Below are 26,158 nucleotides of genomic sequence, written 5' to 3' on the forward strand. Positions count from 1 at the left end.
TTGTTACCCGTTATTCTAGGTCAAGATTATCGACCGTGGCAAATTGATAATTTTTGTTGATAGTCAAGCAGGAAAACAGTTAAAAACTGCGAAGTTACTGTTATAATCCAGAGGGAATAGGAACGCAGAAAGAAAAGGAGCCGAAAAACTTGTTGCAATTAGCCAAAATCAGCCGCTCGATCGCTCTTGGTTGCTTAGGAACAATACTGACTAGCTTCCCTGTCCTCTCGGCCGAGAGAATCACTTTTATCTTAGCGCCCTTTAGTCGTACCCTAGAAATTAGTTCCCTAGAAAAGTTTGCCAAAACTGGCAGAATTGACGCTAATCTAAGACAATATTTAGGTAATACGACTGCGGAACAACAAAAAGAATTTCGCCAAGCTTTAACCACAAGTAAAGAAATTAATCCCGTCCTGATCTCGCGCTTTTTTAACACCAGAATGGGGGAAGATATTCTCAACCTTTTAGGGGAACTGATCACCATTCAAGGGGGTATTAATGGTAAATTTGCCCTGCGTTCTGCCCTAGTTAAATCAGCTTTTGAACCGGAAGGGGTAACTATTCTTAGCCTGCTGCGTAATCTGCCCACTAATATGCAGATTGATGTGACAAAAGTGCAAAGATTAGCCCGGGCGATCGATGTCGTCCTGAAAGCCACCACGGTATTTACGGAAAAGGTGGCGCAATTATCCTTAGAAGAAGCTAAAAAGGCCGGTGAAATTAATTTTACCGCCATGACCGACCCCCGACAACCCGGACCGCAACAAGTGGAACAGATGCGGCTGGATTTAACCGATAGCCGTCGTCAGAGGAAACTTTATCTAATTATTGTCAAACCCAAGGGGCAATTAACCCAGAAAACCCCCGTTATCGTCTTTTCCCACGGTTTAGCTTCTCGTCCTGAAGATTTTGTCCGACACGCAGAACACTTTGCTAGTTACGGTTATCTCGTCGCTATGCCCCAACACCCCGGCAGCGATACCCTACAGGTACAGAATCTACTCGCCGGTTTATCGCGGACGGTTTTTTATACCAACGAATTTGTCGATCGTCCATTGGACATATCTTTTGTGATCGATGAATTGCAAAGACGAAACGCGGGGGAATTTCAGGGGCAATTAGATTTAGATAATGTGGGAGTTGGTGGACATTCCTTCGGCGGTTATACAGCCTTAGCTGTGGGTGGAGCGACAATCGATTTCGAGAATCTACAACGGGACTGTCAAAGAAGATTGGCTTTTCTCAATGTCTCCCTCTTGCTGCAGTGTCGTGCTTTGGATTTACCCCGGGAAGAATACAACTTTCGCGATCCGAGAATCAAAGCGATTTTTGCGGTTAATCCGTTTAATTGGAGTATTTTTGGGGCTAAAGGACTGGCTAAAATCGAAATTCCCACTTTTGTGGCGGCAGGAACCTACGATCCGGCTACCCCCGCTATTTTTGAACAGGTGCGCTCTTTTCCCCTGCTCAAAACCGAAAATAAATATTTAGCTCTGATTGAAGGTCAAGCTCACGTTGACTTTTCGGTACTAGATGCGGGAATTAACGAAGCGATCGAATCCATAGCCGATCTTACCCTGCCAGCACCATATCTGATCGATAGTTACGCCCATTCCCTATCTTTGGCCTTTTTTGAGGTCTATATTCGCAAAAACCCCAGCTATAAACCTTTTTTACAGGCGGCCTATTCCCAATATCTCAGTCAAGGCCAGGAGTTTAGATGTTTTCTGATTACCCGCGCTTCCTCGGCTGCTTTAGAACAACTGATCAAAGATTTTGTTGCTCAAAATGTCCGTTAATCAGTGATCAGTTATCAGTTAACTGAAAAAAATTACCACCTCCTACTCCCAATTCATAATTCATAATTCATAATTTATGTTTGTTGAGGGCGTTTAAGTAGTAATTGGATAGCCAAAAGAATTAAACCAATGGTGACAAAAACAAAAATAAAGGTTCCCAGAGAAGCTAAACCAAAAACTAAAGTGCGGACAGCACTGCCAATTCTCAAGGCGATCGGACTGTGAGCAACCATTGGTTTTGAGTAAAAAGAATGACCGATCGCTGCCGTGAGATAATAGAGAATTGTCCCCAATGCTGCCGAAATTGCCGCGCCAACTAAACAGCGAGTAGGAGTAACTTTTTTGGTTTCTAATTCTGTGGTCATTACTTTTTATTCCTCAAATACTGCCCGGGTTAAATTTTAATTAGGGTTTGCTGAAAAAGTTTTTCGTGGGGGTAGGGTGTGGGGTGTGGGGTTTTACGGATTTTGAGGGGGTCAGTTACCTAATTTTCAGGGAAAAAGTCCTGGAATTTTACCCCCGATCACTCCAATAGCTGGCACTTTTTGAGGGAAAAAAAGTCTAAAAGTCTTATCCAACAAGGGTTTTAGATTTATTCAGCAACCCCTAATTAAACCTCTTGCATAATTAATTTTTGAGGGTTCAAAAACGTCAAAAATAAGGATTAAATGGCATCAAATCTGTAAATAGATCATTTAATTGATTATTATTCATTCTCAATTTTCCTAACTACTGACTCATAACCCTAACAACAATTTTTGATTTTTACAAGAGGTCTTATGAAGGTAGATCAGACAGTGATGCAATTCAGACTTGAATCAGCCTATTATGAAAACTTTTCTGACTTTTCTTCAGCTATTTATGGATGCCTGAATGATGCCGATCTGAAACATAAAAAACAACTGGATTCCTTGCTTACTCTAGGATTTCAGAAGTTTAATAAATCTCAGATTATGAACGTCCAAAGTATATAAACCCCCAGTAGATGGGAGTGCCAGAGATGCGGAGCAGTAACCAGTAAACAGTAAATAATGAAATATGATTTGCTGATGACTGATCACTGATCACTGAATTTATCTTTTAGCGGCAACAATGGCAAAAACGGTGGTATGGGGATCATCTTTTAAAGTCACCCCTTCCGGCATTTTTAAATCACCCACGAGCAGGAATTGCCCCACACCGATGCCCGAAACATCAAATTCGATCACTTCCGGGATATTATCAGCAATACAGGAGACATTAACTTCGTTAACGAACTGTTCGATTAAACCGCCCTGTTTGGTTCCGATCGCTTCTCCTATGGCTTTAATCGGAACGACGATATCGAGCTTACCGTGGGCAGATACCGAGAAGAAACTGAGGTGATAGAGATTTCTTTTCCAGGGATGAGATTGTACCTCTTGGATCAAAGCTTTTCCCGTCCAAGGCATTTCCGGAACATTGACATCCACCAGGGTATTATTCACCGAGGCCTTTTTAAGCAGGGTTAAGGCCGCTTTTTCTCCCACCACGAGGGAAACCGATTCCGTGCCGTTATGGCCATATAGAACCGCCGGGATCAAACCCTGACGACGTAGAGCCCTGGGGTTAATATTTTCGGGTCTTTTTTGACATTCAACGCTAACTTGCATAGTTGACTAATCCTCTTTAGCAATGATTTAAAATTCGTAATTATCCCAAGGCGAGCCATTTTCGTCCAAAAGAGCGCGTTTGGGTCCGTGAATGGGATCTTCAACGATAATAGTTTGGTCGCGACTAGCTCCTAGGGAGATAATAGCGATCGGTACTTCCATGATCGCCCCTAGGAATTTTAGATAATCGAGGGCCTGTTTGGGCAAGTCTTCCAGACTCCGACAAGCGCTGGTGGGTTGTTGCCACCCCGGCATCGTTCGGTAAATCGGTTGACAACGGGCGAATTCCACCGCACTACTGGGTAAATGGCGACAGGTTTTGCCGTCCAATTGGTAGGCGACACAGACTTTGATTTCCTCTAGGGTATCGAGAACATCTAATTTAGTGATCGCTAGACAGTCTAAACCATTGATTCGCACTGCGTAACGACCGATAACCGCGTCAAACCAACCGCAGCGACGACGGCGGCCGGTGGTAGTCCCGAATTCCGCCCCACGATCGCATAATAACTGCTCGACATCACCCTCTAATTCCGTCGGAAATGGACCTTCACCTACCCTAGTGGTGTAAGCTTTGGCCACACCGATCACTCGATCGATTACCGTCGGACCGATGCCAGAACCCACACAAGCACCCCCGGCGATCGGATTGGAGGAGGTAACGTAGGGATAGGTTCCGTGATCGAGGTCGAGTAGGGTGCCTTGGGCCCCTTCAAAAAGAATATTCTTACGCTTGCGGATTGCTTCGTAGATTTTTAAGGAACTATCGACCACATGGGGACGCAGTTTCTCGGCATATTCTAGATATTCCTCGATCACCGTCTTCGGATCTAAAGGCGGTAAGTTATATAACTTTTCTAAAATGACGTTTTTATAATTGATCGTCCATTCTAGTTTTTGCTGCAGATTCTCGGTATTGATCAAGTCGATGACTCGAATACCGATGCGCTCGGATTTGTCGGCATAGGTGGGGCCGATACCCCTTCCCGTGGTGCCGATTTTATATTTCCCCCGTTTTTCCTCGGATGCTTGATCGAGCAGCCGGTGATAGGGCATAGTGACATGAGCCGTTTGCGAGATATAGAGATTGTCGGTAGTAACATTGAGGGCGTGTAATTGCGCCATCTCTTTGAGTAACACCGAGGGATCTATGACTGTTCCAGAGCCGATTATACATTCCGTATCCGGGTAGAGAATCCCAGAGGGAATTAGATGGAGTTTGAACGTTTGTTCATCGACGACGACGGTATGACCCGCATTTACGCCACCTTGAGAACGCACCACCACATCCGCCGATCGACTCAGCAGATCCGTGATTTTTCCTTTTCCTTCGTCGCCCCACTGAGCGCCGATTACAATAACGTTAGCCAAGGTATTTTAGTCTAGCTAAAGTTCACACAAACTACCATTATCCACACTGGATAGATATTTTGTCAAGAGCATTATTGATTTAGTTATGGCTTTATTTCGTCGTCCTTCACCACGTTTATTCACCCTATTTACCTTTTTCTTGTTGCTCTGCCCTGGGGCAGCGTTCTTTTTCCAAGGGAAACTATGCCGCGAGACTTTAGTCCCTCTGCCTCAAGATCCATAGAAAACGGGTTTCTCAAAGAAACCCGTTTTCTGGAATAAGAGGCGATCGCAAATTTAATCTCTCTCAATTAATCAACTGGAAGCTTTAGGAGAAGCTTTGTTAGATTTTACCAAAGCGGGAGATTTAGAGGAATGGGTGCGATCGCTTCTGTAGGTGAACCTGGTGTTAAAACTATTTGGTTGGGACTGGGAAGATGACATAATATCAGCGAGACTTGGAAGCTATCTGATCAAATCAGTTCCCCCAGAGAACCCCCTTGAGCCATCCTGCACACTTTTCTCTCTTTGTCAAATTTTATGTTAAGAAAGATGTGACTAATGGATAGGGGGAGAAGGGGAAAAGCAAACCTAAGATTAACCCTGCACCATCACCGAGGCAGCCGCAGCCACACCGGCGCCGGGGGTGACACTTTCGACACCTAACTCGATTAAAGTCGCTTCAATGGCAGCGATAACCGTGAGGATATCCCTCTCACTAGCAAAACCTAAATGACCGATACGGAAGATTTTACCCTTGAGGTGATCCTGACCACCAGCCACAGCGATGTCGAACTTTTTATTGAGAGTCGAACGAATTTTTTCCGCATCTACTAGAGTGGGGGCTACCGCAGTAATCGCCGTGGAAGCCCAGGAATCCGCCGCGTAGAGGGGCAAATCCAGGGCGCGCATACCCGCCCGCGTCATCTGCGTTAAGCGTTGGTGACGGGCGAAAATTGCCGCTAATCCCTCCCTTCTCATCATTTGCAGAGAAGCTTGTAAACCGTACATCAGGTTAACTGGGGGGGTAAAGGGGGAACTATCCTCATCGGTGGCTTTTTTGTATTTGCCCAAATCTAGATAAAAACGGGGCAGTTTGGCGGTTTCGTAGGCTTTCCAAGCTTTTTTGCTTACGGAAACAAAACCTAAACCGGGAGGAATCATATAACCTTTCTGGGAACCAGAACCGACCACATCTAAACCCCATTCGTCGATGGGAATATGATAAGCTCCTAAACTGGTGACAGCATCGACGATAATTAAAGCTTCCCCGTGGTCTTTTACCGCTTTGTTAATGCTTTCCAAGTCATTGAGAACCCCGGTGGAAGTTTCTGAATGGGTGATAATTACCGCTTTGATGGCTTTTTCCTTGTCTTCGGTCAGTTTAGCGGTGAATGCTTCTGGATCTAGGGGTTTACCCCATTCTGCCTTAACTACATCCACATTTAAGCCGTAGGCTTTCGCGACTTTCCCCCAACGTTCCCCAAATTTACCATTATCCCCCACCAAAACTCGATCGCCGGGGCTGAGAAAATTAATAATTCCCGCTTCCATGACACCGGTTCCCGAAGCGGTTAGCATTAAGACATCGCCACTGGTTTGATGCAACCATTTAAGATTTTCGGTTAATTCGGCGATTACCTTGCTAAAAGCACCGGTCCGATGACCTATCGGTGCTTTAGCCATAGCCAATAATACCGCTTCCGGCACCGGTGTGGGGCCGGGAATCATCAACATATTTTTATTTTCCATGGTTCGTCCTCTCTCGTTGGGCCATATTTAACAAAGATAAAAAACCAAATCTCGATCGCATCAATTCTGAGGGGTTGATTTAAGATTTGGCAAACTCTGATTATATCGCAGGAAGCAGGGGGCGGTCGGCAGGGGGCAGGAGTTAGCTTTTTTCTCCCCAATTCCCCACTTCATAATTCGTAATTTATAATTCATCATTCCGACTCCCCACTTCCTAACTCCTATTCCCGATTTTCAAACAATTTCTGGATACCGACGGCAGGATCGGGCAGTTTTACCAAAGATTCGCCGATTAGAACCGCATTTGCTCCCGCTTGCTTCACTTTCGCCAGATCTGTTGCTGTGTTTAATCCCGATTCGCTGACGATCAGAATACCTTTTTCTCGCACCTTTTCGCCTCTAGCTTCTAGTAATTGGCGAGTATTGTCTAAATCGACTGTAAATGTCTCTAAATTACGGTTATTAATGCCGATTAGTTCGATTCCCTCAATGGCTAACACTCGATCGAATTCGGCCAGACTATGCACCTCTACCAAAGCTGTCATCCCTAAACCCTTGACAATTTTGACAAAATATGCTAGGTCTTGATCGCTTAAAATAGCGGCAATTAAAAGAACAGCATCGGCTCCTTTAGAGCGAGCGTAGTAGATTTGATAGGGATAAAGGATAAATTCTTTGCATAATAGGGGTAAAGATACCGCTTGCCGGACGAGGCTAAGATTTTCGTAACTACCTTGAAAAAACTTACTATCGGTTAAAACCGATAAACAAGTGGCTCCTCCCTGTTCATAGGTACGGGCGATCGCTACAGGATCAAAATCTTCGCGGATAACTCCCTTGCTAGGAGAAGCTTTTTTGACTTCGGCAATCAAAGCGGGTTGGGTTTTACCCTGTTTTAAAGCGGCTAAAAAGTCGCAAGGTGGCGCAGTATTGGCTATTTTTTGGCGTAATTCCAATAAAGGCAACCTTTCGCGCAATTTATCGACTTCGATCTCTTTATGCCAAACGATTTCTTCTAAAATATTTTGCGGTTGTGCCTCTGGCACTTTCACCACATAACTCAAACTCTCAACTTTAACGGCAGGATTGGGGTGTTTTCTTCGGATCTGCATTTTTTCACTGTCCAGAGCTTAACAGTGATTAGTGTAACAGTGATTAGTTATCGGGGATTGAAATAGAGACGGGGAAAACCACGTCTCTACAGACATTTAACTCTACTTCTGTGGATATTCCCAGTCTTCACCGAAAGGCTATTGCATAGCTTCGATCGAACGTTCTAAAATTTTATCTTGGAGTTTTTCGTCTTCTTGACGATTTTCAGTTAATAAAACCCGCGCTTTCGCAGTTTCTGCCTCTCCTTCCCCTAAAAGCTCCTCTGTACGAGTTAAGACATTCTCTTCGAGCATTCCTTCTGCTTGTCGTTCTTGGGTTAGATTAAGACGTGCTTTTTCTTCAATATTCATAAATTTATCCCTGCCACAGGTGCGATCGACTTCTACCTTTAGTCTGACACAAATTTGCTATTCCGTATCATTAACTACAGAAAAATTTAGAATCTTACTGGTGAAACTGAGATTTAGGTATTTGTTCTCATTCCTTAAATGGACAGGGATCGATCGACCTCAAGCTATAAAATAAAACCTATGGAACAATTCCCCAGCTTAATCAAGCTTGTATATCGGGCGAATAATTATCGATTGCCTAAACCAACAGATTTCTGGACAGTATCCGATTCTATCGTAATATCCTATTTGCACAGCTTATGACCAAAGGTAATTTAAACGATCTCATCCGTACAGAAGCTAATAAAGAGGTAGAATCCCAAACCTCTCCTTCTCCCAAACGTCCGAAGGAAACTAACGCCACCCTACAGGCAAAAATTAACGACTTGACAACAGAATTAGAAAAAACTGAGAAAAATCAGCAAACTCTCCAAGAAAAGGTTATTTCTCTGGAAAAAGAAGTCCAAGAACATCTGGAACTCTCTGTCAGGTTACAGCAGTTACAACAACAGACCGAGCAGTTAGAATCTGTCCTCTCGGAAAAAACCACTTTGGTGGCACAATTATCGAGTCAATTAAGTCAATTCCAGACGGAACTAACCGAGAAAAAACAGTTGATTGAAAAATTATCGAGTCAATTAAGTAAAACAGAAATAGAACTGACTGAGAAAAAACAGTTAATTGAAAAATTATCGAGTCAATTAAGTCAATCCCAGACGGAATTAACCGAGAAAAAACAGTTAATTGAAAAACTATATAATCAAATTAAAACCCTAGAAAATAGTCCCACCCCCACGCCTGAACCGTCAGCAATTACCAAACCTGCGCCGAAGAAACCCAGTCTTTATAACTTTGAAATGGCAACTTTAGTCCGTTATATTGCCCCAACTCCTACCCCCACAGAGTTAACGGATTCCGATATCGGTTGGTTCGATTAATTATGGCTAGTAAAAACCAAGAACAACAACATCCACAGGAAAGAATTGATCGCCCGATTGTTGATCAGCTGCTGCAATCAGAACCTAATGATTTAAACTTAGCTGAATGCGCTCGTTTACGCATACGTTATCAAAACTTTCCGGGGGCAAGAGAAATCCAAAGAGATTTAGATTTAATCCTAGAAAAATGGCAGTTAGATGAAGCTAGTTTATGGGCAAAAACTCGACAACTGCACAGTCATGGACAAGTGTATCAAATTCGCCAAAGCGAGGAGCAACAGGATTGGAGTTAAATTAAGCTATAGGGTTGAAAAAAACACTTCTTCCCTTTCACCTTATCTCAGAAAATAATATTATTGTAGGGGCGAATTGCATTCGCCCTCTTTTAATAACTTCTGCTGCTCGCCTATATGTGAGAGAAAGTCACAAATAGGAGATGCACCAAAAATAAAACCTATAATTTGATTTTATCTAATAATCTCTGAAAAGGATTTTTTGGTTTGCTTGCTGGCGGATCTGCGGGGGGATTAGGATCATCTAGATAACGATAATATCTCCAGATATCCCAGTAGGGACATCCCGGTTCAATGCGAATTCCTGCCCAATGTAAATATTTTAAGGGCTGATTTAATCTCGGATCGATTAAAATATTCCCCTGAGGTTGAAAATGAGAACTTCCCCCCCAATTTCCCGCTTGACAACCCGGAGCGCGGACAATATTAAATCGATTGGGAACTCGTTTGAGAATGGTATAATTAATAATCGGTTGATCGGAGGTTTTTTGAGAAAAATCAAAATATTCTGGATGAGCGGCACATTCTTGAAAAGCACTATATAATTCCTGTTCTGAGAACAGATTCTTTTTACTAGCCCAAAAACCACCGTTAAACATTCCACTTAGATCATTTTCTGTGAAGATTCCTTGTTCTAAAACAATCGGATTAAAGACATCAGTAATCCCTTTTTTGTGTTGGTAATCACAGCAGAGAAAATCTTAGGTATCGAGGAAATTTAGATTATCTATTATTTTTTCAAAAACTACGATATCCGTATCGATATAAAGAAATTGATCTAATTCTCCAAACCAATACACCTGCTTGCGAAATTGATTGGGACGAGCAAAGAATTTTTCTCCAAAAATATCATAGATTTTCTGGGCTAATTCTTCCACTAATTGCAGATCGGGATAGAGAATAACGCCATATTTTTCGGACAATAAATCGGCAATTTTTTGATAATTATTGTCGTAGGGAATCAAGATGACGGGAGAATCGGGATCGTACAAACGAATACTATTCATTAATGCGAGCGCCTGCTCGATAACTCGATCATTAGCGGTAATGTAAATTCCTCGCTTCATAAATATCCTGGGGGTAAGAGTTAGAAATAATTATATAGCAGTTATCTTAATGGTGAAGTAGAAAGTTTTCCTTTTGGGGAGTCAGCCATCAGCTTTTTTCTCCCGATATCCCTGTTCACTGATAACTGATAACTGATCACTGATAACTGAATAGCCGATCGATCTTTCTCTGTCAACTCTTAAAATTGATGCGTTTTATTTTTGAATTGGCGAATAATGAAGGAAAGATCACTGCTACTTAAACAGTTTTTTCTTAAGTTTAGCCAGAGAACTCTGCATCCATAATTTTTTAAGTCGCAGGGGTTCTAAACCTTCTATATCAGCCGGATAGCGTTTTTTAATATCAAAGAAATCATTAATTTCTCTTAAAATTGTTTCAAAACGTGGTAATAATTTTTCGGGATGATAATCATCGATAAAATTAGCAGGTAAAGAATTAACGGGAAAATTACGGGCATAATTAAGAATACGTTCCAGATCGTATTGAGTGGAATAGGCCCCGATTTTTTGACAATTGAAACCGGGATCGAGATAATCGGCTAGGGCGCTATTGACGCTAGAAAATACCGTACAACCACAGGCTAAAGCTTCCAGGGGCGGTAAGCCAAAACCTTCCGTTAAACCGTTTACAGCCCAATATTCAGCCGAATCGTAGAGATAAACCCGACTACGATTGAATAATCCCACTAAATCCTCCACATAGCTATCTAAAACCTTAAGGCGACAGTGGGGACGGAGGGCGGGAACTAGACGATTGAGAAGATACTTTGAGGATTTACGCCCCTGTACTAGAACATCGATATCCCTTTCTAATCCTAAATTGAGAAATTCTGAGCCAATTTGATTAGGAAGATAGTAAATCAGAGCATTAGGAGCCTTTTCCCCCCAATAACCCATAGTATTACGGCTAACGGTTATAATTGGTATTTGGGAGGGTAAACGGAAGCCGTAACCTGTACTATGGGCATGATAAATGATATTATGCGATCGCAATCTTGGCACCAGTTTAGGCAGATCAAAACCCCAGCTAACCACAAAAATACTGTCATCTGAGTTTATTTTCGCGAGTATATCCTCTAAAAAGAGATAATTTAACTCTTTTTGACGATAAGTCACAATCTGGGCACTACAAATTTGACTAGCTAAATTGACGGTTTTCATTTCTGCCCACAGTCCACCCCCACCAAAGGGAGAAGTAGTACCGGGCAAGAGAAAATAGAGGTTTCTCATCGGTATAATAGAGGTTTTGGTTAAGCGGTAGTCTGGAGACTCGGCTATTCTATGCTTAATTATTAAGGTGTGAGGTATCTAAAGGCAATAGTCGATCGAGCATAGATATTATACTATAGCTTTTCCTGTTCCCAAGAGGTACATTATCGATGTCGAAAAATTTAATCAGCAAAGGTTAAACTGTGCCACACAGGCGTGAGAAACCTTATATATCCATTGATATTAGCAAGGGGTTTTTAATACTTAATTACTCTATTTTTATTCGGATGAAAAATGAACTAGAGATTCTATGACCTAGAACACGGAGATCGCCTAAGTATAAATACTCGAAAAATCGCTATTTTTTGAACTTAAATGATTAGATCTCTTGCAAAAGTAATCAAGATATATCCTTTTGTCGGTAACGAAGTTCGTAATTGTAGATACCAGCAATCAAATTCAATCTCAGACCAAATCGCCGTCTGCGATTTCTGTATCTTGATGAAAGTATCCGAAATATTTTGAGACGACGATGAATATATTTTATAACTATACGCCGTTGTGATAACTGACGATTGGCTTTTTTTTGCTCTTTACTTAGTTTTTCTTTTTTCTTTTTTTTATGAGGAATTTGACTGTTTTGATGGAGCTTCTGAATTCCTTGATAGCCTTTATCCCCTAATATTTCTATTTTCTTATTTAACCTTATTTTGCTCTCTTTCCACAGTCGAAAATCATGGACTCTTCCTTTCTCACAACGGACACAGATTACCTGCTCGCTTTTTTGGTCGCAACGCGCTCGCTGCGCGAGATCGGCAACGACTTGCGACTTTAATGTGTGGTATCCCTGCTTGCCACTATAGTATGATTTCTGTTTTTTTTTGGGTCTTTCTATCTCCTGTTCTGACACATCCACCACTATTACTTCTATTTCACTATTACTTTCTAAGAGGGCTTTTTTTTTCGGTAGATTAAACAGACCTGATTTGATGAGAATATTCTCTACTTTCCTAACAATTCTATACGCCGTTGATTCGTTAATACCCCAACTATTTCCCAGATGAAAATAGGTGCGATATTCTCGCCAATATTCTAGTGTTATTAGTAGTTGGTCTTCCGTACTCAATTTGCTAGGTCTACCTGTCTTTTTTTGCCAAACTTTTTCTGCCTTTAGGACTGTTACCATATCCTTAAATGTATCTGGATACACGCCACACAAGCGTTTGAACTCTGTTGGCTTTAAAGTTTTTACTTGTTCGTAAGTCATCTTTCAATCTTAACTCTTGGACTATTTTATCCTATTTTGTCTAGACTTATGCAAGAGATCTATTGCATATTTCCGAAGTAGATACCATCGTAGAACATCATGTTCCGTTGCCAATGCTGAAACCTCGACCGGTCACGGAGCAAGAGAGGAAGATTGGCCAGTTAATTGCAGAACGAATTCCTGAACACGCCTGTCTGCAAATCGGCGTAGGTGGAGTACCTAGCGGAGTCTGCGAGGCGCTAATGGATTGGCAGGATCTCGGCATTCATACTGAGGTACTCGTTCCTGCTTTAGCAAGCCTGATTCAGAACGGTGTTGTCACCAACAAATGGAAAAAAATCAACCTGGGCAAATCTGTCTTCACCTTTGCCATGGGAGATGAAGCTTTCTACAACTTCATCAATGACAACATCTCGCTGGAAAGTCATCCCGTCAATTATGTGAATGACCCGGCTGTGATTGCCCAAAATGACAATGTGGTGTCGGTAAATTCCACAATTGAAATGAACTTAACCGGAGCTTGCAATTCGGAATATGTTGGCGGTCATCAGTTTACCTCGACCGGTGGCCAGTTGGATTTCGTCCAGGGGGCCTATGCCTCGAAGGGCGGTATGTCCTTCATCGCCTTCCAGTCTTCAATCAAGGATGGCAAGATCAGTAAGATCGTTCCTCGGCTTTCTGGGCCGGTCACGACACCCCGCACCGATGTTCACTATGTGGTCACTGAAAACGGTGTTGTCGATCTCAAGGGACTCTCCTCAACCGAAAGGGCGGAGTCTTTGATCGGACTAGCGGATCCAGCGTTTCGAGACGAACTCACCGCCGCTGCCAAGTCAATGCACTTGATCTAGTGATTTTTATTCAGATTAGGACTAAGTAATGAGCAATTACAATGTTGGACTGAAGGCTCTCGATTTTACAGGGTAATCGCACGTCGTTTTGTATAAAATGTAAGGTTCTTCATACGATTACCCTGTGCTTGACATTCATCGGCTATTATGCTATTACTGAGACTGTGTTAGCTTTACCGCCAGAGGATTAGGTACATGAAAATCCTTCATATTAGCTTAACGCCTCAAGGCTCGGATTATGTCTCTTTACGCTATTTTTGGGACAATCCTAATCAATATGAAGAACGCAGACTCCCTCTGGCTGAAATTAAAGATTTAGGCAACCAAGCAGAGACGAATTATTATACCCGTATTCCCGTAGATTATGCCATTACAGGACAAAAACTCTATCATTGGTTGGATGGGAATAACCGTCTTTTAGCCAATGCGCTCAAGGAATCTCAGCAACAAGGGTTGATTATTGCCATTGCGGCAGATAAGGGACTTGCCCATCTACCGTGGGAATTATTACATGATGGTCAATGTTTCCTAGTAGAAAAACAACCCCCTATTATCCCTATTAGATGGGTATCTAATAGTCAATCAATTGTAATAGTAACTCAACCCAAAAATCGTGCTTTAAATGTGCTATTTATGGCAACTTCTCCCTTAGATGTTGAACCCGAATTAGATTATGAAGCAGAAGAAGGGCAAATTTTAGAAGCAACAAAACGCACTCCTGCTAATTTGAGAGTAGAAGAAAGTGGTTGTTTAACTGAGTTGAGTTATGTGGTTGGGGAATATGAGAAAAATTACTTTGATATCTTCCATTTAACAGGTCATGCAACCCATCAAAATGAAAAACCTTGCTTTCTTACTGAAGACGAATATGGGGGTTTAGTTTATAGTAATACATCAGAAATTGCTACAGCATTAAGATACCCTTTACCTCCCTTAATTTTCCTCTCTGGTTGCCGTACAGGTTATGCTAGTGATGGTGTAGTTCCCTCGATGGCTGAAGAATTATTGAATCTGGGTGCAACTGCTGTTTTAGGATGGGGTCAAAATGTCCGCGATAAGGATGCTACTGAGGCGGCAAGTCGCTTGTATTGGGAGTTATCCCAAGGGGAAACGGTGGCAAAAGCGATCGCATCTACCTATCAATCTTTAATTAAGCAAAATGCACGAGATTGGCATAAATTACGATTATATATCAGCAATACTTTACCCCAAGCCTTAGTGACTCCCTTAAGAACAAAGGGACGGAAACAACTGCCAAAACCGACTACAACCTTAGAATTTAGGGATGATGAAAATCGTTTAAGGGTAGCCAGTCGAGAGGAGTTTGTAGGTCGTCGTCGTCAATTACAAAACTGTTTACGAACTCTAAAAACAGATTATAACAAAGTAGGGGTATTAATTCACGGAATGGGGGGATGGGGTAAAAGTAGCATTGCTTCTCGAATGTGGGATAGATTACCTGATTATGAAAAGATTCTTTGGTGGCGACAAATTGATGAATCTAACCTAATTAAGGCTCTTCGGGAATTGTTATGCAAATAATTAACTTAAAATAAAATTCGATGAGAGCAACTACGCTCAAAAGTAGCTGAAATTCATACAGGAAAGGACTTAAGGCACAAATAGGTTAATACCAAAAGATAGACAATCGAGTTAAGATTTGATATAATAGCCAAAAACGAGGGCTCTTCTGGTTTCTGTGTGGAAACGAGGTCTATACTGATAGTTTCTTCTGCAAAATAGTCTTAAAAGTCTTGTCCAGTAAGCATTTCACGATTCTATAAGCAAAACTTATCACACAAAGCCGAGAAGAGCCAAACGAGATTATTTTACTTATGATACTTGACAAATTTTTGAACCTACAAGGAACCTGTATTCAAGGCTATCGACACCTAGAAAATATCGGTATAGTTTTCCAAATCGAATCGAAAAATAAAAAAGCAGCCTGTCCTCGTTGTGGGTTAGAGAGCGATAAACTTCACCAAAATCATCGACATTTAGTCAAAGATTTACCGCTCTCAGGTCAACCAGTGTACCTACAAGTTAATCGTCGTCAATTTAAGTGCGGTAATTGTCAGAAACCCTTTAGCGAAGAGTTAGATTTTGTCGCCAAGAAACGAACCTATACGAAAAGACTAGCCGAGAATATACTCGAACAATTAAAAGAAGGAGATATTTTAAATGTTAGCCGAAGAAATGACGTAACGGAAGAAGAGATTCAAAGAATGATAGAGGGGAGCATCCCAATTTTGCAATAAGTATAAATGCTTAGAGACTAAAAACGTTAGCTAAGGCAAAATAAAGAGAAACAATTAAACGGTAGAATCATGAATACAGACCAAAAAGAACAACTAGATCAACATTTAAAAGCCATTGCTCAAATTCTAGTCGATAATACCCCAGAAGAACAACTACGTAGCTTTGAGGGCATTGAAACCGCCCTGCGAGACCATTGGCTGACTACATTGGGTCCTGCCATAGGCAATTTTTTTTTGAATCAGCAACAGGAACCCAAGCAGGGCGAACCAAAAGCGTAAGCAGTATCATAGGGAAAGTCAAGATAAGCGAGAAACAAGCCGATAAACTAGGATTAAGCAAGAATAATCGATTAAGTCCCATGCTGGAGAAATGTTGCTTAGGAGCAGTGGCTAAAGTCTCTTTTGAAGATGCGGAAAAAGATATCAAAATGGCGACAGGAATGGCAGTTTCAGGCAGTAGTCAACAGAGGCTTGTACAAAGATATAAATTTGAGGAAGCAGAAGCAAAGAGTCCGGTAGAAGCATTGAGTGTAGAGGTCGGAAAAGTCAGAATCAGAACGCCCAAAGGACAACCGAGTCAAGGTCGAGATTACAAAGCAGTAAGTCTGCATGGTCAAGAATGTGCGGGATTTTTTCAGCAAAATGAAGAATTACTGGAATGGGTGAACCGTCAGCCCTTAACAGAGGTAGTCACCTGTTTAGGAGATGGTCATGATGGGGTGTGGAATCTGATGGAGAAAATCGGTGTTAAAAGGAGAGAAATATTGGATTGGTATCATTTAGTAGAGAATATGAATAAAATAGGCGGGTCAAACCAGCGTCTGAATAGAATCAAAGAGAATTTATGGAAAGGAGAGGTGAAAAGAGTTTTAGAGGAATTAGAGGGATGCAAAAAGAAACAGGCTATAAATTTCACCAAATATGTCGATAAACATCGAGAAAGAATACCCAATTACGAACTCTATCAATCACAAGGGATTTGCATCGGTTCTGGAAGTGTAGAGTCAAAGATTAAGCAAATAGGTGCAAGAATGAAAATTGTGGGAGCACAATGGAAAGCAGAGAATGTTCCTCAGTATTTGAAGCTACGTTGTGCTTATCTCAACGGCGATATTGCCTGAGTATTTTTACTCATTGCAAAACTGGGATGCTCCCGGCAAATCTAACTGTTAGTTTAGCTAGTCTAGCCTCGTGATTAGGATTGCGTTTTACTTGCACATCTAGGCTACCACAGGCTTTTATTTCTCTGATGGATTGATGTAAATATTTAGGCTCTGGATGCCCTGACTTTTGCTTGTCTTCGAGATAGTTAACTTTTCGGTTATGAGTTCCTCGGATTAATAAATGAGAGTTAGGACTTCTTGATTGGGCAAATAAATCAAATATGTCTGCCTCACAATCTCCGATTGTTACTACTTGAATTTCTTCGGGTATTTGTTGTTGTGTTTCTGACAAAGAATCTAACCATCTTTGACTTTCTTTTTCTTCGGTTTCTCTTTTTTTGCGTTGCTTGGCAATCCCTAAATTCTTTTCTTCTCTTGCCCAGACATATTGATTAATCAGTCCTAAAGGTATTCCTTGCGCTGACACTCCTAAGGTGGTATGAACTTTGAGACCAAAGGATCTTTTATAATCTAGATAACCCATTCCTTTTTTGGCTTTTTGCGTCGTAAAGTCTAAACTTGTTGTGTCTTGCACTGCCAAAACTATTGGATGTTCTTTGATTCTTTCTACTGTACTTTTGGCTTGGGCGGCAATTATATCTGAGGGGTGAAAATAGGGGGAATTCCAAAAGTCGTAGGTGGCACTCGCTGCGGCTAGATTTCCCGAAGCTTGTGGCACACTTGTACTAGGTTGGCTGGCCAAGTTTTCTACGATACTGATTAACCTTTTCTTTCTTCTGGTGTCCCCTAGGTCTGCATACTGTAATTCTTGGGCTGCCCATTTCTCCATTTTTTTGCTTACCTCCACCTTAATTCCTTCTTTCAAAACTATACCTATCAATCGTTTCCCCTTTTTTTAAGTTTCTTCTCTTTTTGTTAAGAAAGATCTGACTAATGGATAGCTTGATAAGGGGGGTGCCGATCCCCCCTTAGTCCCCCCTTAATCCCTCCTTAATAAGGGGGGCATCTGATAATTTTTAACGCCTACCTACTTAGGGACTTCCAAAAAATAAACTATTCATTCTCAAGAATAATAATCATTCTCGGAGTGTGGGAGGTAGGGATCGATGGTTGCCCCCTCCTTCCAATTTTGTAGTAGAATTAATCCTGTACATTATTAATCAAGTTTTTCTTTTTAAGAATATATGGAATTAACTGATTCCCTCAAGAAATTGCTCAGTGAAACTGCACTTCAATTAAAAGGTGCAGCTAAAAGAAGATTCATGGCGCAAACAGTCTTAGAATTAGGCTATGGGGGACAAACCCTTGCTGCACAGGAGTTAGGCTGGAATCGAACTACTATTCGTAAAGGAATTAAAGAACTAAAAAGAGGCATTATTTGTGTTGATAATCATTCAGCTAAGGGGCGGAAAAAAGCAGAAGAACATTTACCTTTTCTATTGGAAAACATCAAAAATTTAGTGGATTCTCAAAGCCAAACTGACCCAAGTTTTAAAAGCCAAAGGCTTTATGTGAGACTGAGTGCGGCCGAAGTCCGAAAGCAATTAATCTCTAAATATGGGTACAGTGATGAGGATTTACCGAGCGAGGAAACTATTCGGGTTAAATTAAATAACTTAGGTTATCGTCTGAAAAGAGTCGCTAAAGTTTTACCTCAAAAAAAATTCCAGAAACCGAGGCAATCTTTGAGGAATTAGCTAACATTAATCGGGAAGCGGATGAAGACCCTACGATGTTACGTCTTAGTTTAGATGCCAAAGCCCGTGTTAATATTGGACTGTTTGATCGAGGAGGTAAAAATAGAATAACTGTCGAAACAAACGATCATGATTTTAATCCGAAAACAACCCTAACCCCTTACGGAATATTTATTCCAGAATTTGATGAGTTGTTTTTTTATTTCACTACCTCCACAGTCACCAGTGACTTTATTGTTGATATATTAGAGGATTTCTGGGAATCTGAAAAATCTCGTTTTGAGAAAATTAAAACTTTGATAATTAATCAAGATAATGGATCAGAAAATAATTCGAGACGAACTCAGTTTATGAAACGTATAGTTGAGTTTTCCCAAAAATATCAAGTTAATATACGTTTAGCTTACTATCCCCCCTACCATAGTAAATATAATCCTATTGAACGAACCTGGGCTGTGTTAGAAAACCATTGGAATGGGAGTATTTTAGATGAAATCGAAACAGCTTTGAAATTCGCCCAAACTATGACTTGGAAAGGAAAACACCCGATTGTTAAGTTGATTACTGAAACTTACGAAAAAGGAGTAAAGCTTACTAAAAAAGCCATGGAAAAAATCGAAGAAAAAATCGAACGTCTCACAGAATCAACGAATCAAGACTTTCCCGATTTGGGGCAATGGTTTATTGATATTTATTATGATAAGACCTAGTTTGTAGTTAACTAAGATGGTTAGCTAAAAACTGTATTTGATTCTTTAACTTGTCCTTGTTATACTCGAAAAAGCTCGGAAGTATAAAAGTTTATGCTGCTATTTTTTTTCGGAAAAATAGGTTGTAATGGGAGACTCTTTGTTTTCCTAGACAAAAATAATTACTTTTTCAAAAAAACACTTTTCTATTTTTTTGTTGGGTATTTTATTCTCTGGAAGTCCCTTAAAACCGAGGAATATGATTAAAAAGATGACGCATGACCACAAACTCCCAACAAAATAACGAATAGCCATAACCCTGCTGCTCCACCGTCCTCACCTGAGCTTGTAAACCCTTTAAGGAAAAATCAGGATTCCAACCCGCATATAAACCCACCCCCACCGGCACATCCCGGGAAGCTGTCGCCAGTCCCGATCCCGAAAGACTTGCCGCCACCTGATTGGGAGTTTTCCGATAGATCTGTAAGACCACCTCATCCACAATCCCTTGACGCACCCAAGCCAACCAATTTTGATTATATTTATTCACCGCAAAAGAGTGAGGATTAGGCGAAAGACTCACCACCAACTTGGGATTAATCGCCTTGACATGATCGTGCAACTTGCGGGTTAAATTCGTTAAAGCCTGACTTTTATTACCAAAAACACGCGGAACTGCCCAATGATCATCTAACTGAATCCCCGCCAAATCTTTTTCTTTTAAAATATCTTCCATATTCCCCAAAAGATAGGCTTGTACCTGCGGATTCGCCGGATCTAACCAGACATTGGTTTCCACCACCGTCTTCCCTGCGGGCGTTTTTAATAGCCAATCCGGATGCTTTTTGGCAATGGGATCCTTAGGGGATAACATCAAACCATACTCAAACCAAGCAAATGGCTTCAAACCCTGCCGTAAAGACTCCTTAACCGCTGCCCTCCAGGGATTGCTCAACGGCGGCACAAACAACCAATTCGTCGGACGTTGGGAAGTCGGATAAAGTGTTCCCCCAAACCCATAAACACTAAAATACACCCGGTCATAACCCGATTGCGAAAGATGATTTAACACCTCATCTAAGGACGTAGTGTGATGTAACAATATCGTGCCAATATTGGTTAACCAAACCCCCTTCATCTGCTCATTTTCCACTGCCTTTCGGGGAGCCGCTCGGTGAGTAACCAACAACAAAAAAGCCACTCCAGCAACAATCCCAAACCTCTTTAGGTACTTGCTAAACTTAACCATGATTGCCGATTAATCCCACCAAGATATTTGATAATAGTATTATTTTAGTCCGATTTTTGATATTCAGTTCATCATCAGCAGGCCCTATTTAGTCATACTCAATCCGGTTATTAAAAACTGATTATCAGTGAACTAAAAAATAGATATCGGGTGTATTAGGCTCCCCTAACACACCCAGAAAAGATTTTAGGAAAAATTAACCGACGACGCAGAGAATATCCGATGCGTGACTAGCGGTATTCACTTTGTCATCCATATAGCTAATTTTGCCTTCCGCATCGATGATATAGGTGACGCGCTTAGAATAGCCACCACCATCGACATCATAAGCTTTGGTGATAGCACCATCGGTATCTACGAGCAATTGGAAGGGTAAACTGTATTTTTCTTTAAATTGTGCATGGGAACCTTGGTCATCCCTGCTCACCCCGAAGACTACTATTTCCTTGTCTTGGTATTGTTCGTAGTTATCCCGGAAACTTTGCGCTTGCTTGGTGCAGCCGGGGGTATCATCTTTGGGATAGAAGTATAAAACTACGACTTTACCTTGAAAATCCGACAGGGAAACGGTTTTTCCAGTATCGTCGGTGGTGGTAAAGTTCGGTGCGATTGTTCCAACGGTTAAAGCCATAACTCCGATTCCTTTACAAAAGTTAATCTATATCGATCATAAGGGATGAGGGTCACAAACAGGGTGTGGGAATTATGAATTATGAATTGGGGAATGGGGAGAGGGGAGAGGGGAGAAGAAGTCAGAGCATTTGTACTGAATTTCCTGATCAGTTTAAATGCAGTACAGCTTAGAAGACGAACAACAAACCTTTAGAATTTGTCTTAGGATAATATTTGTCAGCTAAGAGGGGGATAATATGGGGCGATTCTGGTTAAAGGTGAGAACTTTTGGGCAAAATATCTTAATCGGTTTAGGTTTAGTCCTATTAATCGGTTTTTATCACAGTATCAGCGCCAAATCTACCTCATTAATGATTGTTTATCCTCCCGATAATCATCAAACCACGGCATCGAGAATCTTTTTTATTGGTTCTGCTCCTCCATCGGGTCAAGTTTTGCTCAATAATCAACCGATTCAACGCAGTGCTAAAGGATATTTTGCCCCTAGTTTTCCCCTAGAAGTTGGCGAAAATAATTTCACTATTCGCTATCAAAACCAAACTATTAATCGTCAAATAATTCGTCTAGATACTCAAGCAATTATTCTCCAAGGATTAGCTTTTGCTGATAACTCTCTCAGTCCTTCTGTCCATAAGACGAGGTTAGTGGGGGAATGGATTTGTTTTAGTGCGATTGCCACTCCCCAAGCTCAGGTTTCTGTGCAGTTAGGAGATAAAATCTTACCTCTTTTACCCCAAACTCAAACCACAAAACTGCCTAGTAATGCCGCAGTTTTAACTAATCTTAATCAAGCGAATTCCGAGGATAAAACTGGTTACTATCGAGGTTGTCAGCAGTTTAAGCAAGAGGCTAACTTAGGAAAACCTATTTTTACAGCACAATTAAATAATCGCTCGATTAGCCAACAAGGTCAAGGAGAAATTAACATTATTAGCGATCAAAATTTACCAGTGATTGAAATTATAGCAGACCAAGGAGTAGCTCGCACGGGGCCGGGTAGTAATTATTCCCGTTTAACTCCTTTACCCCAAGGCACGAAAGCGAGAGTCACCGGGAAAGAAGGGGATTGGTTACGGTTAGATTATGGTGGTTGGATTTTAGAGCGAGAAACCCGTTTAATAGTTAATGAAGTCCTAGATAATGCTAATATTCGTGGTCTCTCTTCTCGCAGTATCAATCAAGCAACAGAAATTATTTTTCCCCTCTCCCATCCTGTACCCATCGCCGTGAGACAAGAAGATGATAAATTTATTTTGACCCTTTATAATACCATTGCCCAAACCGATACAATTTTTCTGGTGGATAATCCTTTAGTTAGACGTTTAGATTGGCGACAAATTAACCCGACCACGATAGAATACACTTTTAATCTTAATCAAAAACAACAGTGGGGTTATAGTCTTCGTTATCAGGGGACAAATTTAATCTTAACCCTGCGTCATCCCCCGGAAAAAAGTGAAAATTTACAGGGCAAAGTTATTTTATTAGATCCCGGACACGGAGGTAAAGAAACTGGTGCTGTCGGTCCAACGGGTTACACGGAAAAAGAGATTAATTTGCTTATGTCTAAATTAATTAAACGGGAGTTAGAAAAATTGGGGGCAACAGTTTATTTAACCAGAGAAACTGACATCGACTTATCTTTACCGGCACGGGTAGAGATGATTAATAATCTGCAACCAACCCTAGCACTATCGGTTCACTATAATGCTTTACCCGATGATGGAGATGCCTTAAATACTAAAGGAATTGGCATATTTTGGTATCATCCCCAGGCAGCGGATTTATCGGTTTTTCTCCACGATTATTTAACCAAAAATCTTAACCGTCCTTCCTATGGAGTATTTTGGAATAATTTAGCTTTAACTCGGCCTTATAGTAGTCCTTCATTGTTATTAGAGTTAGGATTTATGAGTAACCCTCAAGAATTTGAATGGATTACCGATACTCAGGCACAAAAACAATTAGCGCAAGTTTTAGCCGCCGGAATTAGCCAATGGTTTCAACAATCTGGGGTAATTGCTTCCAGTTAAAATTTAATGGCAATCCGAGGGAGATAAGCTTAAATCTTTATGAAAAACCAAGCCCTAGCTGGAAAGCCAGTGATAGGATTTTATGGAGTCTTTATTTTAGTCTGAGGAAATTAAATCAAGTTCATGGAAAAAATGTTACCAGTGAACAGCAATCGGACAAAATAACTGCTAGATTACAAGGTATAGTCCATCACTCTCTGGTAGATATTCAAACAGCGATCGCTCTGTGAGAAAAATCTCTGGATTAGCCAACAACTAAAGATAGTTTACCTGAAAATTTCCCAACAATTCACGCCCTTATAGACAACTTGATCGCAGCCCCCCTTATTAAGGGGGGATTAAGGGGGGATCAAAACCACCTTATTAAGGGGGGATTAAGGGGGGATTAAGGGGGGATCAAAACCACCTTATTAAGGGGGGATCAAGGGTGGATTAAGGGGGGATTAAGGGGGGATCAAAACCACCTTATTAAGGGGGATTAAGGGGGGATCAAGGGGGGATTAAGGGGGGATCAATCTTCTATTTGATTAGAACTACTTACTTAAAAGTTAATTATTGCCATCAACAGATTCATCAAAATTATCTAGATTTAGCTGAAAAAGCCCACCTCAAGGTTGGGGTGAGTGAATTAAATTCCACCCTCGTTATTATTCTTCTCTACCCATGACTAACTCTTTATATATCAGCACGACGGCAACGGGAAGCGGTAAAGCGTTAGTAGCTTTAGGAATTATCGACTTAATTCTCCGCAAAACTAATAAAGTTGCCTTTTTCCAGCCAATTGTTCTCGACTGTTCCGAAGGTCATCGGGATGAAGACATTGACTTAATCCTCAATTATTTTAAATTAGAACAAACCTACGAAGAAGCCTTCGGTTTATGTTATGAAGAAGTTAAGGATTTATTGGTACAACAAAAATTTGATGAAATCATTGAAAGAATTATCAAAAAGTTTAAAAACTTAGAAAAAAAATATGATTTTATCCTCTGTGAAGGTTCCGATTACCTGCAAGAAAATTCCGCCTTTGAATTTGAACTAAATACAGAAATTGCCAAAAATCTCGGCCATCCCATCTTAATATTAGGTAATGCTCACCAGCGCAGTATCGAAGATGCCCTTAGTCCGATCCTGATTTCCTGCGATACCTACCAAGATAAAGGTTGTAAGGTGATTGGGATTATTATCAATCAAGCTGAAGAGGAAAAAATAGAGGAATTACGGAAAACCCTGACTAAAATTTTTCCTCCACAAGAATATGCCCTAGGAGTAATTCCCCATAATGCCAAACTTAGCAGCCCGCGAGTAGCAGAAATCGCCCAACAATTGCAGGCAAAAGTTCTCTACGGACAGCAGAGATTAGATAGTTTAGCTAGTAACTTTCTGGTGGTGGCCATGCAGATGCAAAATGCCCTAGAGCGGTTAAAAGAAGATAGTTTAATTATCACCCCTTGGGATCGCGGCGATGTGATTATCGGGATGTTACAGGCCCACCAATCGGCCAATTATCCCCAATTAGCCGGTATAGTCTTAACAGCAGGTCATAACCTCAATCCTTCGATCGCCCGTTTAATTGAAGGTTTGCCCGATCCCTTACCGATTCTCTCCGTCACCACCGATACCTACACCACGGCCGAACGCATCCACGATGTGCGAACCACCCTAACCTCGACGGACTACGATAAAATTAACCTCAGTCTGCAGCTTTTTCACAGTAACATCAATCTCGATCGCCTAGAAGCGCAAATTCACACTTTGCGGACCCAGGGGATTACCCCGAAGATGTTCACCTATAATCTCGTACAACAGGCCAAAGCGCAAAAACGTCACATCGTTTTGGCCGAAGGGACCGAACCGCGCATCCTCCAGGCAGCCACAGTTTTAATCGAACAGGATATCGTTGATTTAACCCTCTTGGGACAACCGGACGAGATCGCAATGGTGATTAAAAAACATGGTATCACTCTCGATCTCGATCGCCTGCAAATTATTGACCCCGTGGCTAGTCCCCATTTTGAAAGCTATGTGCAGACCCTCTACGAAGCGAGAAAAGCCAAGGGAATGAATCTCGACATGGCCCGGGATTATGCTCAGGATGTCTCCTATTTTGGCACTTTAATGGTGTATCAAGGCGATGCTGATGGTATGGTATCGGGGGCAGTGCATACCACTCAACACACGATTCGGCCTGCACTCCAGATTATCAAAACTAAGCCCGATTGTGCGATCGTCTCCTCGGTCTTTTTTATGTGTCTAGAGGATCGGGTCTTGGTTTATGGGGATTGTGCGGTCAATCCCGACCCCAGTGCCGAGGAATTAGCCGAAATCGCCCTATCTTCTGCCGAAACCGCCCAAAAATTCGGAATTGAACCGCGAATCGCCCTGCTTTCCTATTCTTCGGGTCAATCGGGCCAGGGAGAAGACGTGGAAAAAGTACGACAAGCGACCAAAATCGCTAGGGAAAAACGCCCCGATTTGAAGTTAGAAGGCCCGATTCAGTACGATGCGGCCGTGGATAGGGAAGTAGCTGCCCAAAAAATGCCGGGGTCAGAGGTAGCGGGCCAAGCGACGGTGTTTATTTTTCCTGACCTGAATACAGGTAATAATACTTATAAAGCCGTGCAGCGGGAAACGAAAGCTTTAGCCATCGGTCCAATCCTACAGGGATTAAAAAAACCCGTCAATGATCTCAGTCGCGGTTGTACCGTTCCCGATATTATCAATACGGTGGTAATCACAGCAATTCAATCCCAATCTTTTTGATTTATCAGTTAGAAAACGGGTTTCTTTGAGAAACCCGTTTTCTAGAGCTTGTTATG

21 protein-coding genes and 4 pseudogenes are annotated in these 26,158 nt (G+C 41.5%); 13 read left to right on the forward strand and 12 right to left on the reverse strand.

The window, feature by feature from the left end; all coding sequences use genetic code 11:
• Window positions 1–149: 149 nt before the first annotated feature.
• Complete coding sequence (locus tag ACQY1X_RS15385) at window positions 150–1,799, forward strand: alpha/beta hydrolase (RefSeq protein ID WP_002776298.1); 1,650 nt, start codon at window positions 150–152, stop codon at window positions 1,797–1,799.
• A 74-nt stretch (window positions 1,800–1,873) separates the two neighbouring features.
• Here ACQY1X_RS15385 and ACQY1X_RS15390 read toward each other — a convergent pair whose 3' ends face one another.
• Window positions 1,874–2,164 (reverse strand): DUF3082 domain-containing protein, encoded by a 291-nt coding sequence (locus ACQY1X_RS15390; protein WP_002737160.1) that lies wholly within the window; start codon window positions 2,162–2,164, stop codon window positions 1,874–1,876.
• Between the two features lie 447 nt (window positions 2,165–2,611).
• On the opposite strand from ACQY1X_RS15390, the pseudogene ACQY1X_RS15395 reads away from it, so the two are divergent.
• Window positions 2,612–2,773 (forward strand): annotated as a pseudogene (locus tag ACQY1X_RS15395) (IS630 family transposase); the annotation flags it as partial.
• A 99-nt stretch (window positions 2,774–2,872) separates the two neighbouring features.
• Here the strand turns inward: ACQY1X_RS15395 and ACQY1X_RS15400 are convergent.
• Together ACQY1X_RS15400 and ACQY1X_RS15405 are read right to left on the reverse strand one after the other, a co-directional pair.
• Complete coding sequence (locus tag ACQY1X_RS15400; RefSeq protein ID WP_002736662.1) at window positions 2,873–3,430, reverse strand: 50S ribosomal protein L25/general stress protein Ctc; 558 nt, start codon at window positions 3,428–3,430, stop codon at window positions 2,873–2,875.
• A 27-nt stretch (window positions 3,431–3,457) separates the two neighbouring features.
• Complete coding sequence (locus ACQY1X_RS15405) at window positions 3,458–4,801, reverse strand: adenylosuccinate synthase (RefSeq protein ID WP_002776296.1); 1,344 nt, start codon at window positions 4,799–4,801, stop codon at window positions 3,458–3,460.
• 298 nt (window positions 4,802–5,099) lie between these two features.
• Here ACQY1X_RS15405 and ACQY1X_RS15410 point away from each other — a divergent pair, with 298 nt between their 5' ends.
• On the forward strand, window positions 5,100–5,177 hold the full coding sequence (locus tag ACQY1X_RS15410; protein WP_223212305.1) for a DUF4351 domain-containing protein: 78 nt from the start codon (window positions 5,100–5,102) through the stop codon (window positions 5,175–5,177).
• Window positions 5,178–5,377: 200 nt separating this feature from the next.
• Here the strand turns inward: ACQY1X_RS15410 and ACQY1X_RS15415 are convergent, their stop codons facing one another.
• From ACQY1X_RS15415 to ACQY1X_RS15425, 3 genes are all read right to left on the reverse strand, one after another.
• Window positions 5,378–6,532 carry a pyridoxal-phosphate-dependent aminotransferase family protein gene (locus ACQY1X_RS15415; protein WP_103111880.1) on the reverse strand — a complete coding sequence of 385 codons (1,155 nt, stop codon included), beginning with the start codon at window positions 6,530–6,532 and terminating at the stop codon, window positions 5,378–5,380.
• Between the two features lie 221 nt (window positions 6,533–6,753).
• On the reverse strand, window positions 6,754–7,644 hold the full coding sequence (gene trpC, locus ACQY1X_RS15420; RefSeq protein ID WP_002736464.1) for an indole-3-glycerol phosphate synthase TrpC: 891 nt from the start codon (window positions 7,642–7,644) through the stop codon (window positions 6,754–6,756).
• 138 nt (window positions 7,645–7,782) lie between these two features.
• On the reverse strand, window positions 7,783–7,995 hold the full coding sequence (locus ACQY1X_RS15425) for a hypothetical protein (protein WP_002735306.1): 213 nt from the start codon (window positions 7,993–7,995) through the stop codon (window positions 7,783–7,785).
• A 299-nt stretch (window positions 7,996–8,294) separates the two neighbouring features.
• Here ACQY1X_RS15425 and ACQY1X_RS15430 point away from each other — a divergent pair, with 299 nt between their 5' ends.
• On the forward strand, window positions 8,295–8,972 hold the full coding sequence (locus tag ACQY1X_RS15430; RefSeq protein WP_430014847.1) for a hypothetical protein: 678 nt from the start codon (window positions 8,295–8,297) through the stop codon (window positions 8,970–8,972).
• Window positions 8,973–8,974: 2 nt separating this feature from the next.
• Window positions 8,975–9,265, forward strand: a complete 291-nt coding sequence (locus tag ACQY1X_RS15435) for a DUF3288 family protein (protein WP_002738029.1) — start codon at window positions 8,975–8,977, stop codon at window positions 9,263–9,265.
• Between the two features lie 161 nt (window positions 9,266–9,426).
• On the opposite strand, the pseudogene ACQY1X_RS15440 reads toward ACQY1X_RS15435, so the two are convergent.
• The 3 genes and pseudogenes from ACQY1X_RS15440 to ACQY1X_RS15450 form a co-directional block, all read right to left on the reverse strand.
• A pseudogene (locus tag ACQY1X_RS15440) lies at window positions 9,427–10,332 on the reverse strand (Npun_R2821/Npun_R2822 family protein).
• A gap of 234 nt (window positions 10,333–10,566) precedes the next feature.
• On the reverse strand, window positions 10,567–11,562 hold the full coding sequence (locus ACQY1X_RS15445; RefSeq protein WP_069475512.1) for a glycosyltransferase: 996 nt from the start codon (window positions 11,560–11,562) through the stop codon (window positions 10,567–10,569).
• Window positions 11,563–11,941: 379 nt separating this feature from the next.
• Window positions 11,942–12,808 carry an IS5 family transposase gene (locus ACQY1X_RS15450; protein WP_430014848.1) on the reverse strand — a complete coding sequence of 289 codons (867 nt, stop codon included), beginning with the start codon at window positions 12,806–12,808 and terminating at the stop codon, window positions 11,942–11,944.
• Between the two features lie 62 nt (window positions 12,809–12,870).
• Between ACQY1X_RS15450 and ACQY1X_RS15455 the strand changes: the two genes are divergently transcribed.
• The 4 genes and pseudogenes from ACQY1X_RS15455 (at window position 12,871) to ACQY1X_RS15470 (ending at window position 17,038) form a co-directional block, all read left to right on the forward strand.
• A complete protein-coding gene (locus ACQY1X_RS15455) occupies window positions 12,871–13,659 on the forward strand; it encodes an acetyl-CoA hydrolase/transferase family protein (RefSeq protein WP_002735669.1) in 789 nt (262 codons plus the stop codon).
• Between the two features lie 195 nt (window positions 13,660–13,854).
• Complete coding sequence (locus ACQY1X_RS15460) at window positions 13,855–15,201, forward strand: CHAT domain-containing protein (RefSeq protein ID WP_430014849.1); 1,347 nt, start codon at window positions 13,855–13,857, stop codon at window positions 15,199–15,201.
• Between the two features lie 293 nt (window positions 15,202–15,494).
• Window positions 15,495–15,893, forward strand: a pseudogene (locus ACQY1X_RS15465) (transposase family protein); the annotation flags it as partial.
• A 93-nt stretch (window positions 15,894–15,986) separates the two neighbouring features.
• Window positions 15,987–17,038 (forward strand): ISKra4-like element ISMae18 family transposase gene (locus tag ACQY1X_RS15470; protein WP_420064666.1). Its coding sequence is split into 2 segments (ribosomal slippage): window positions 15,987–16,143 and window positions 16,143–17,038, totalling 1,053 coding nucleotides; the frame shifts between segments, so codons are not numbered across the junction.
• A 34-nt stretch (window positions 17,039–17,072) separates the two neighbouring features.
• Here ACQY1X_RS15470 and ACQY1X_RS15475 read toward each other — a convergent pair.
• Window positions 17,073–17,870: pseudogene (locus ACQY1X_RS15475) on the reverse strand (IS4-like element ISMae7 family transposase); the annotation flags it as partial.
• 355 nt (window positions 17,871–18,225) lie between these two features.
• Here ACQY1X_RS15475 and ACQY1X_RS15480 point away from each other — a divergent pair.
• Window positions 18,226–19,448 (forward strand): ISAzo13-like element ISMae28 family transposase gene (locus ACQY1X_RS15480; protein ID WP_430014850.1). Its coding sequence is split into 2 segments (ribosomal slippage): window positions 18,226–18,706 and window positions 18,706–19,448, totalling 1,224 coding nucleotides; the frame shifts between segments, so codons are not numbered across the junction.
• A gap of 223 nt (window positions 19,449–19,671) precedes the next feature.
• Here ACQY1X_RS15480 and ACQY1X_RS15485 read toward each other — a convergent pair.
• Window positions 19,672–20,676: a glycoside hydrolase family 10 protein gene (locus ACQY1X_RS15485; RefSeq protein WP_430014851.1), complete on the reverse strand. Its 1,005-nt coding sequence runs from the start codon at window positions 20,674–20,676 to the stop codon at window positions 19,672–19,674.
• Window positions 20,677–20,872: 196 nt separating this feature from the next.
• A complete protein-coding gene (locus tag ACQY1X_RS15490; protein WP_002736091.1) occupies window positions 20,873–21,307 on the reverse strand; it encodes a peroxiredoxin in 435 nt (144 codons plus the stop codon).
• Between the two features lie 238 nt (window positions 21,308–21,545).
• Here ACQY1X_RS15490 and ACQY1X_RS15495 point away from each other — a divergent pair, with 238 nt between their 5' ends.
• The 3 genes from ACQY1X_RS15495 (at window position 21,546) to pta (ending at window position 26,102) form a co-directional block, all read left to right on the forward strand.
• Window positions 21,546–23,342, forward strand: coding sequence for an N-acetylmuramoyl-L-alanine amidase (locus ACQY1X_RS15495; protein ID WP_430014852.1), 1,797 nt, complete (start codon window positions 21,546–21,548; stop codon window positions 23,340–23,342).
• Entirely contained in the window at window positions 23,306–23,572 is a 267-nt protein-coding gene (locus ACQY1X_RS15500) for a hypothetical protein (RefSeq protein WP_193979982.1), read from the forward strand. The genes ACQY1X_RS15495 and ACQY1X_RS15500 overlap by 37 nt, the downstream gene beginning before the upstream one ends.
• A gap of 433 nt (window positions 23,573–24,005) precedes the next feature.
• Window positions 24,006–26,102 carry a phosphate acetyltransferase gene (gene pta / locus ACQY1X_RS15505; RefSeq protein WP_430014853.1) on the forward strand — a complete coding sequence of 699 codons (2,097 nt, stop codon included), beginning with the start codon at window positions 24,006–24,008 and terminating at the stop codon, window positions 26,100–26,102.
• Window positions 26,103–26,158 lie beyond the last annotated feature (56 nt).

The organism is Microcystis protocystis FBCC-A270 (assembly GCF_050500235.1).
In the GTDB taxonomy this organism is placed as follows: domain Bacteria; phylum Cyanobacteriota; class Cyanobacteriia; order Cyanobacteriales; family Microcystaceae; genus Microcystis; species Microcystis ichthyoblabe_A.

Bases quoted from the DNA above. Each gene is read 5' to 3' on its own strand.
- ACQY1X_RS15445 (WP_069475512.1), bottom strand. From the start codon at position 11,562: ATGAGAAACCTCTATTTTCTCTTGCCCGGTACTACTTCTCCCTTTGGT.
- trpC (WP_002736464.1), bottom strand. From the start codon at position 7,644: ATGCAGATCCGAAGAAAACACCCCAATCCTGCCGTTAAAGTTGAGAGT.
- ACQY1X_RS15485 (WP_430014851.1), bottom strand. From the start codon at position 20,676: ATGGTTAAGTTTAGCAAGTACCTAAAGAGGTTTGGGATTGTTGCTGGA.
- ACQY1X_RS15415 (WP_103111880.1), bottom strand. From the start codon at position 6,532: ATGGAAAATAAAAATATGTTGATGATTCCCGGCCCCACACCGGTGCCG.
- ACQY1X_RS15435 (WP_002738029.1), top strand. From the start codon at position 8,975: ATGGCTAGTAAAAACCAAGAACAACAACATCCACAGGAAAGAATTGAT.
- ACQY1X_RS15490 (WP_002736091.1), bottom strand. From the start codon at position 21,307: ATGGCTTTAACCGTTGGAACAATCGCACCGAACTTTACCACCACCGAC.
- ACQY1X_RS15400 (WP_002736662.1), bottom strand. From the start codon at position 3,430: ATGCAAGTTAGCGTTGAATGTCAAAAAAGACCCGAAAATATTAACCCC.
- ACQY1X_RS15390 (WP_002737160.1), bottom strand. From the start codon at position 2,164: ATGACCACAGAATTAGAAACCAAAAAAGTTACTCCTACTCGCTGTTTA.
- ACQY1X_RS15460 (WP_430014849.1), top strand. From the start codon at position 13,855: ATGAAAATCCTTCATATTAGCTTAACGCCTCAAGGCTCGGATTATGTC.
- ACQY1X_RS15430 (WP_430014847.1), top strand. From the start codon at position 8,295: ATGACCAAAGGTAATTTAAACGATCTCATCCGTACAGAAGCTAATAAA.
- ACQY1X_RS15495 (WP_430014852.1), top strand. From the start codon at position 21,546: ATGGGGCGATTCTGGTTAAAGGTGAGAACTTTTGGGCAAAATATCTTA.
- ACQY1X_RS15500 (WP_193979982.1), top strand. From the start codon at position 23,306: ATGGTTTCAACAATCTGGGGTAATTGCTTCCAGTTAAAATTTAATGGC.
- ACQY1X_RS15425 (WP_002735306.1), bottom strand. From the start codon at position 7,995: ATGAATATTGAAGAAAAAGCACGTCTTAATCTAACCCAAGAACGACAA.
- pta (WP_430014853.1), top strand. From the start codon at position 24,006: ATGACTAACTCTTTATATATCAGCACGACGGCAACGGGAAGCGGTAAA.
- ACQY1X_RS15450 (WP_430014848.1), bottom strand. From the start codon at position 12,808: ATGACTTACGAACAAGTAAAAACTTTAAAGCCAACAGAGTTCAAACGC.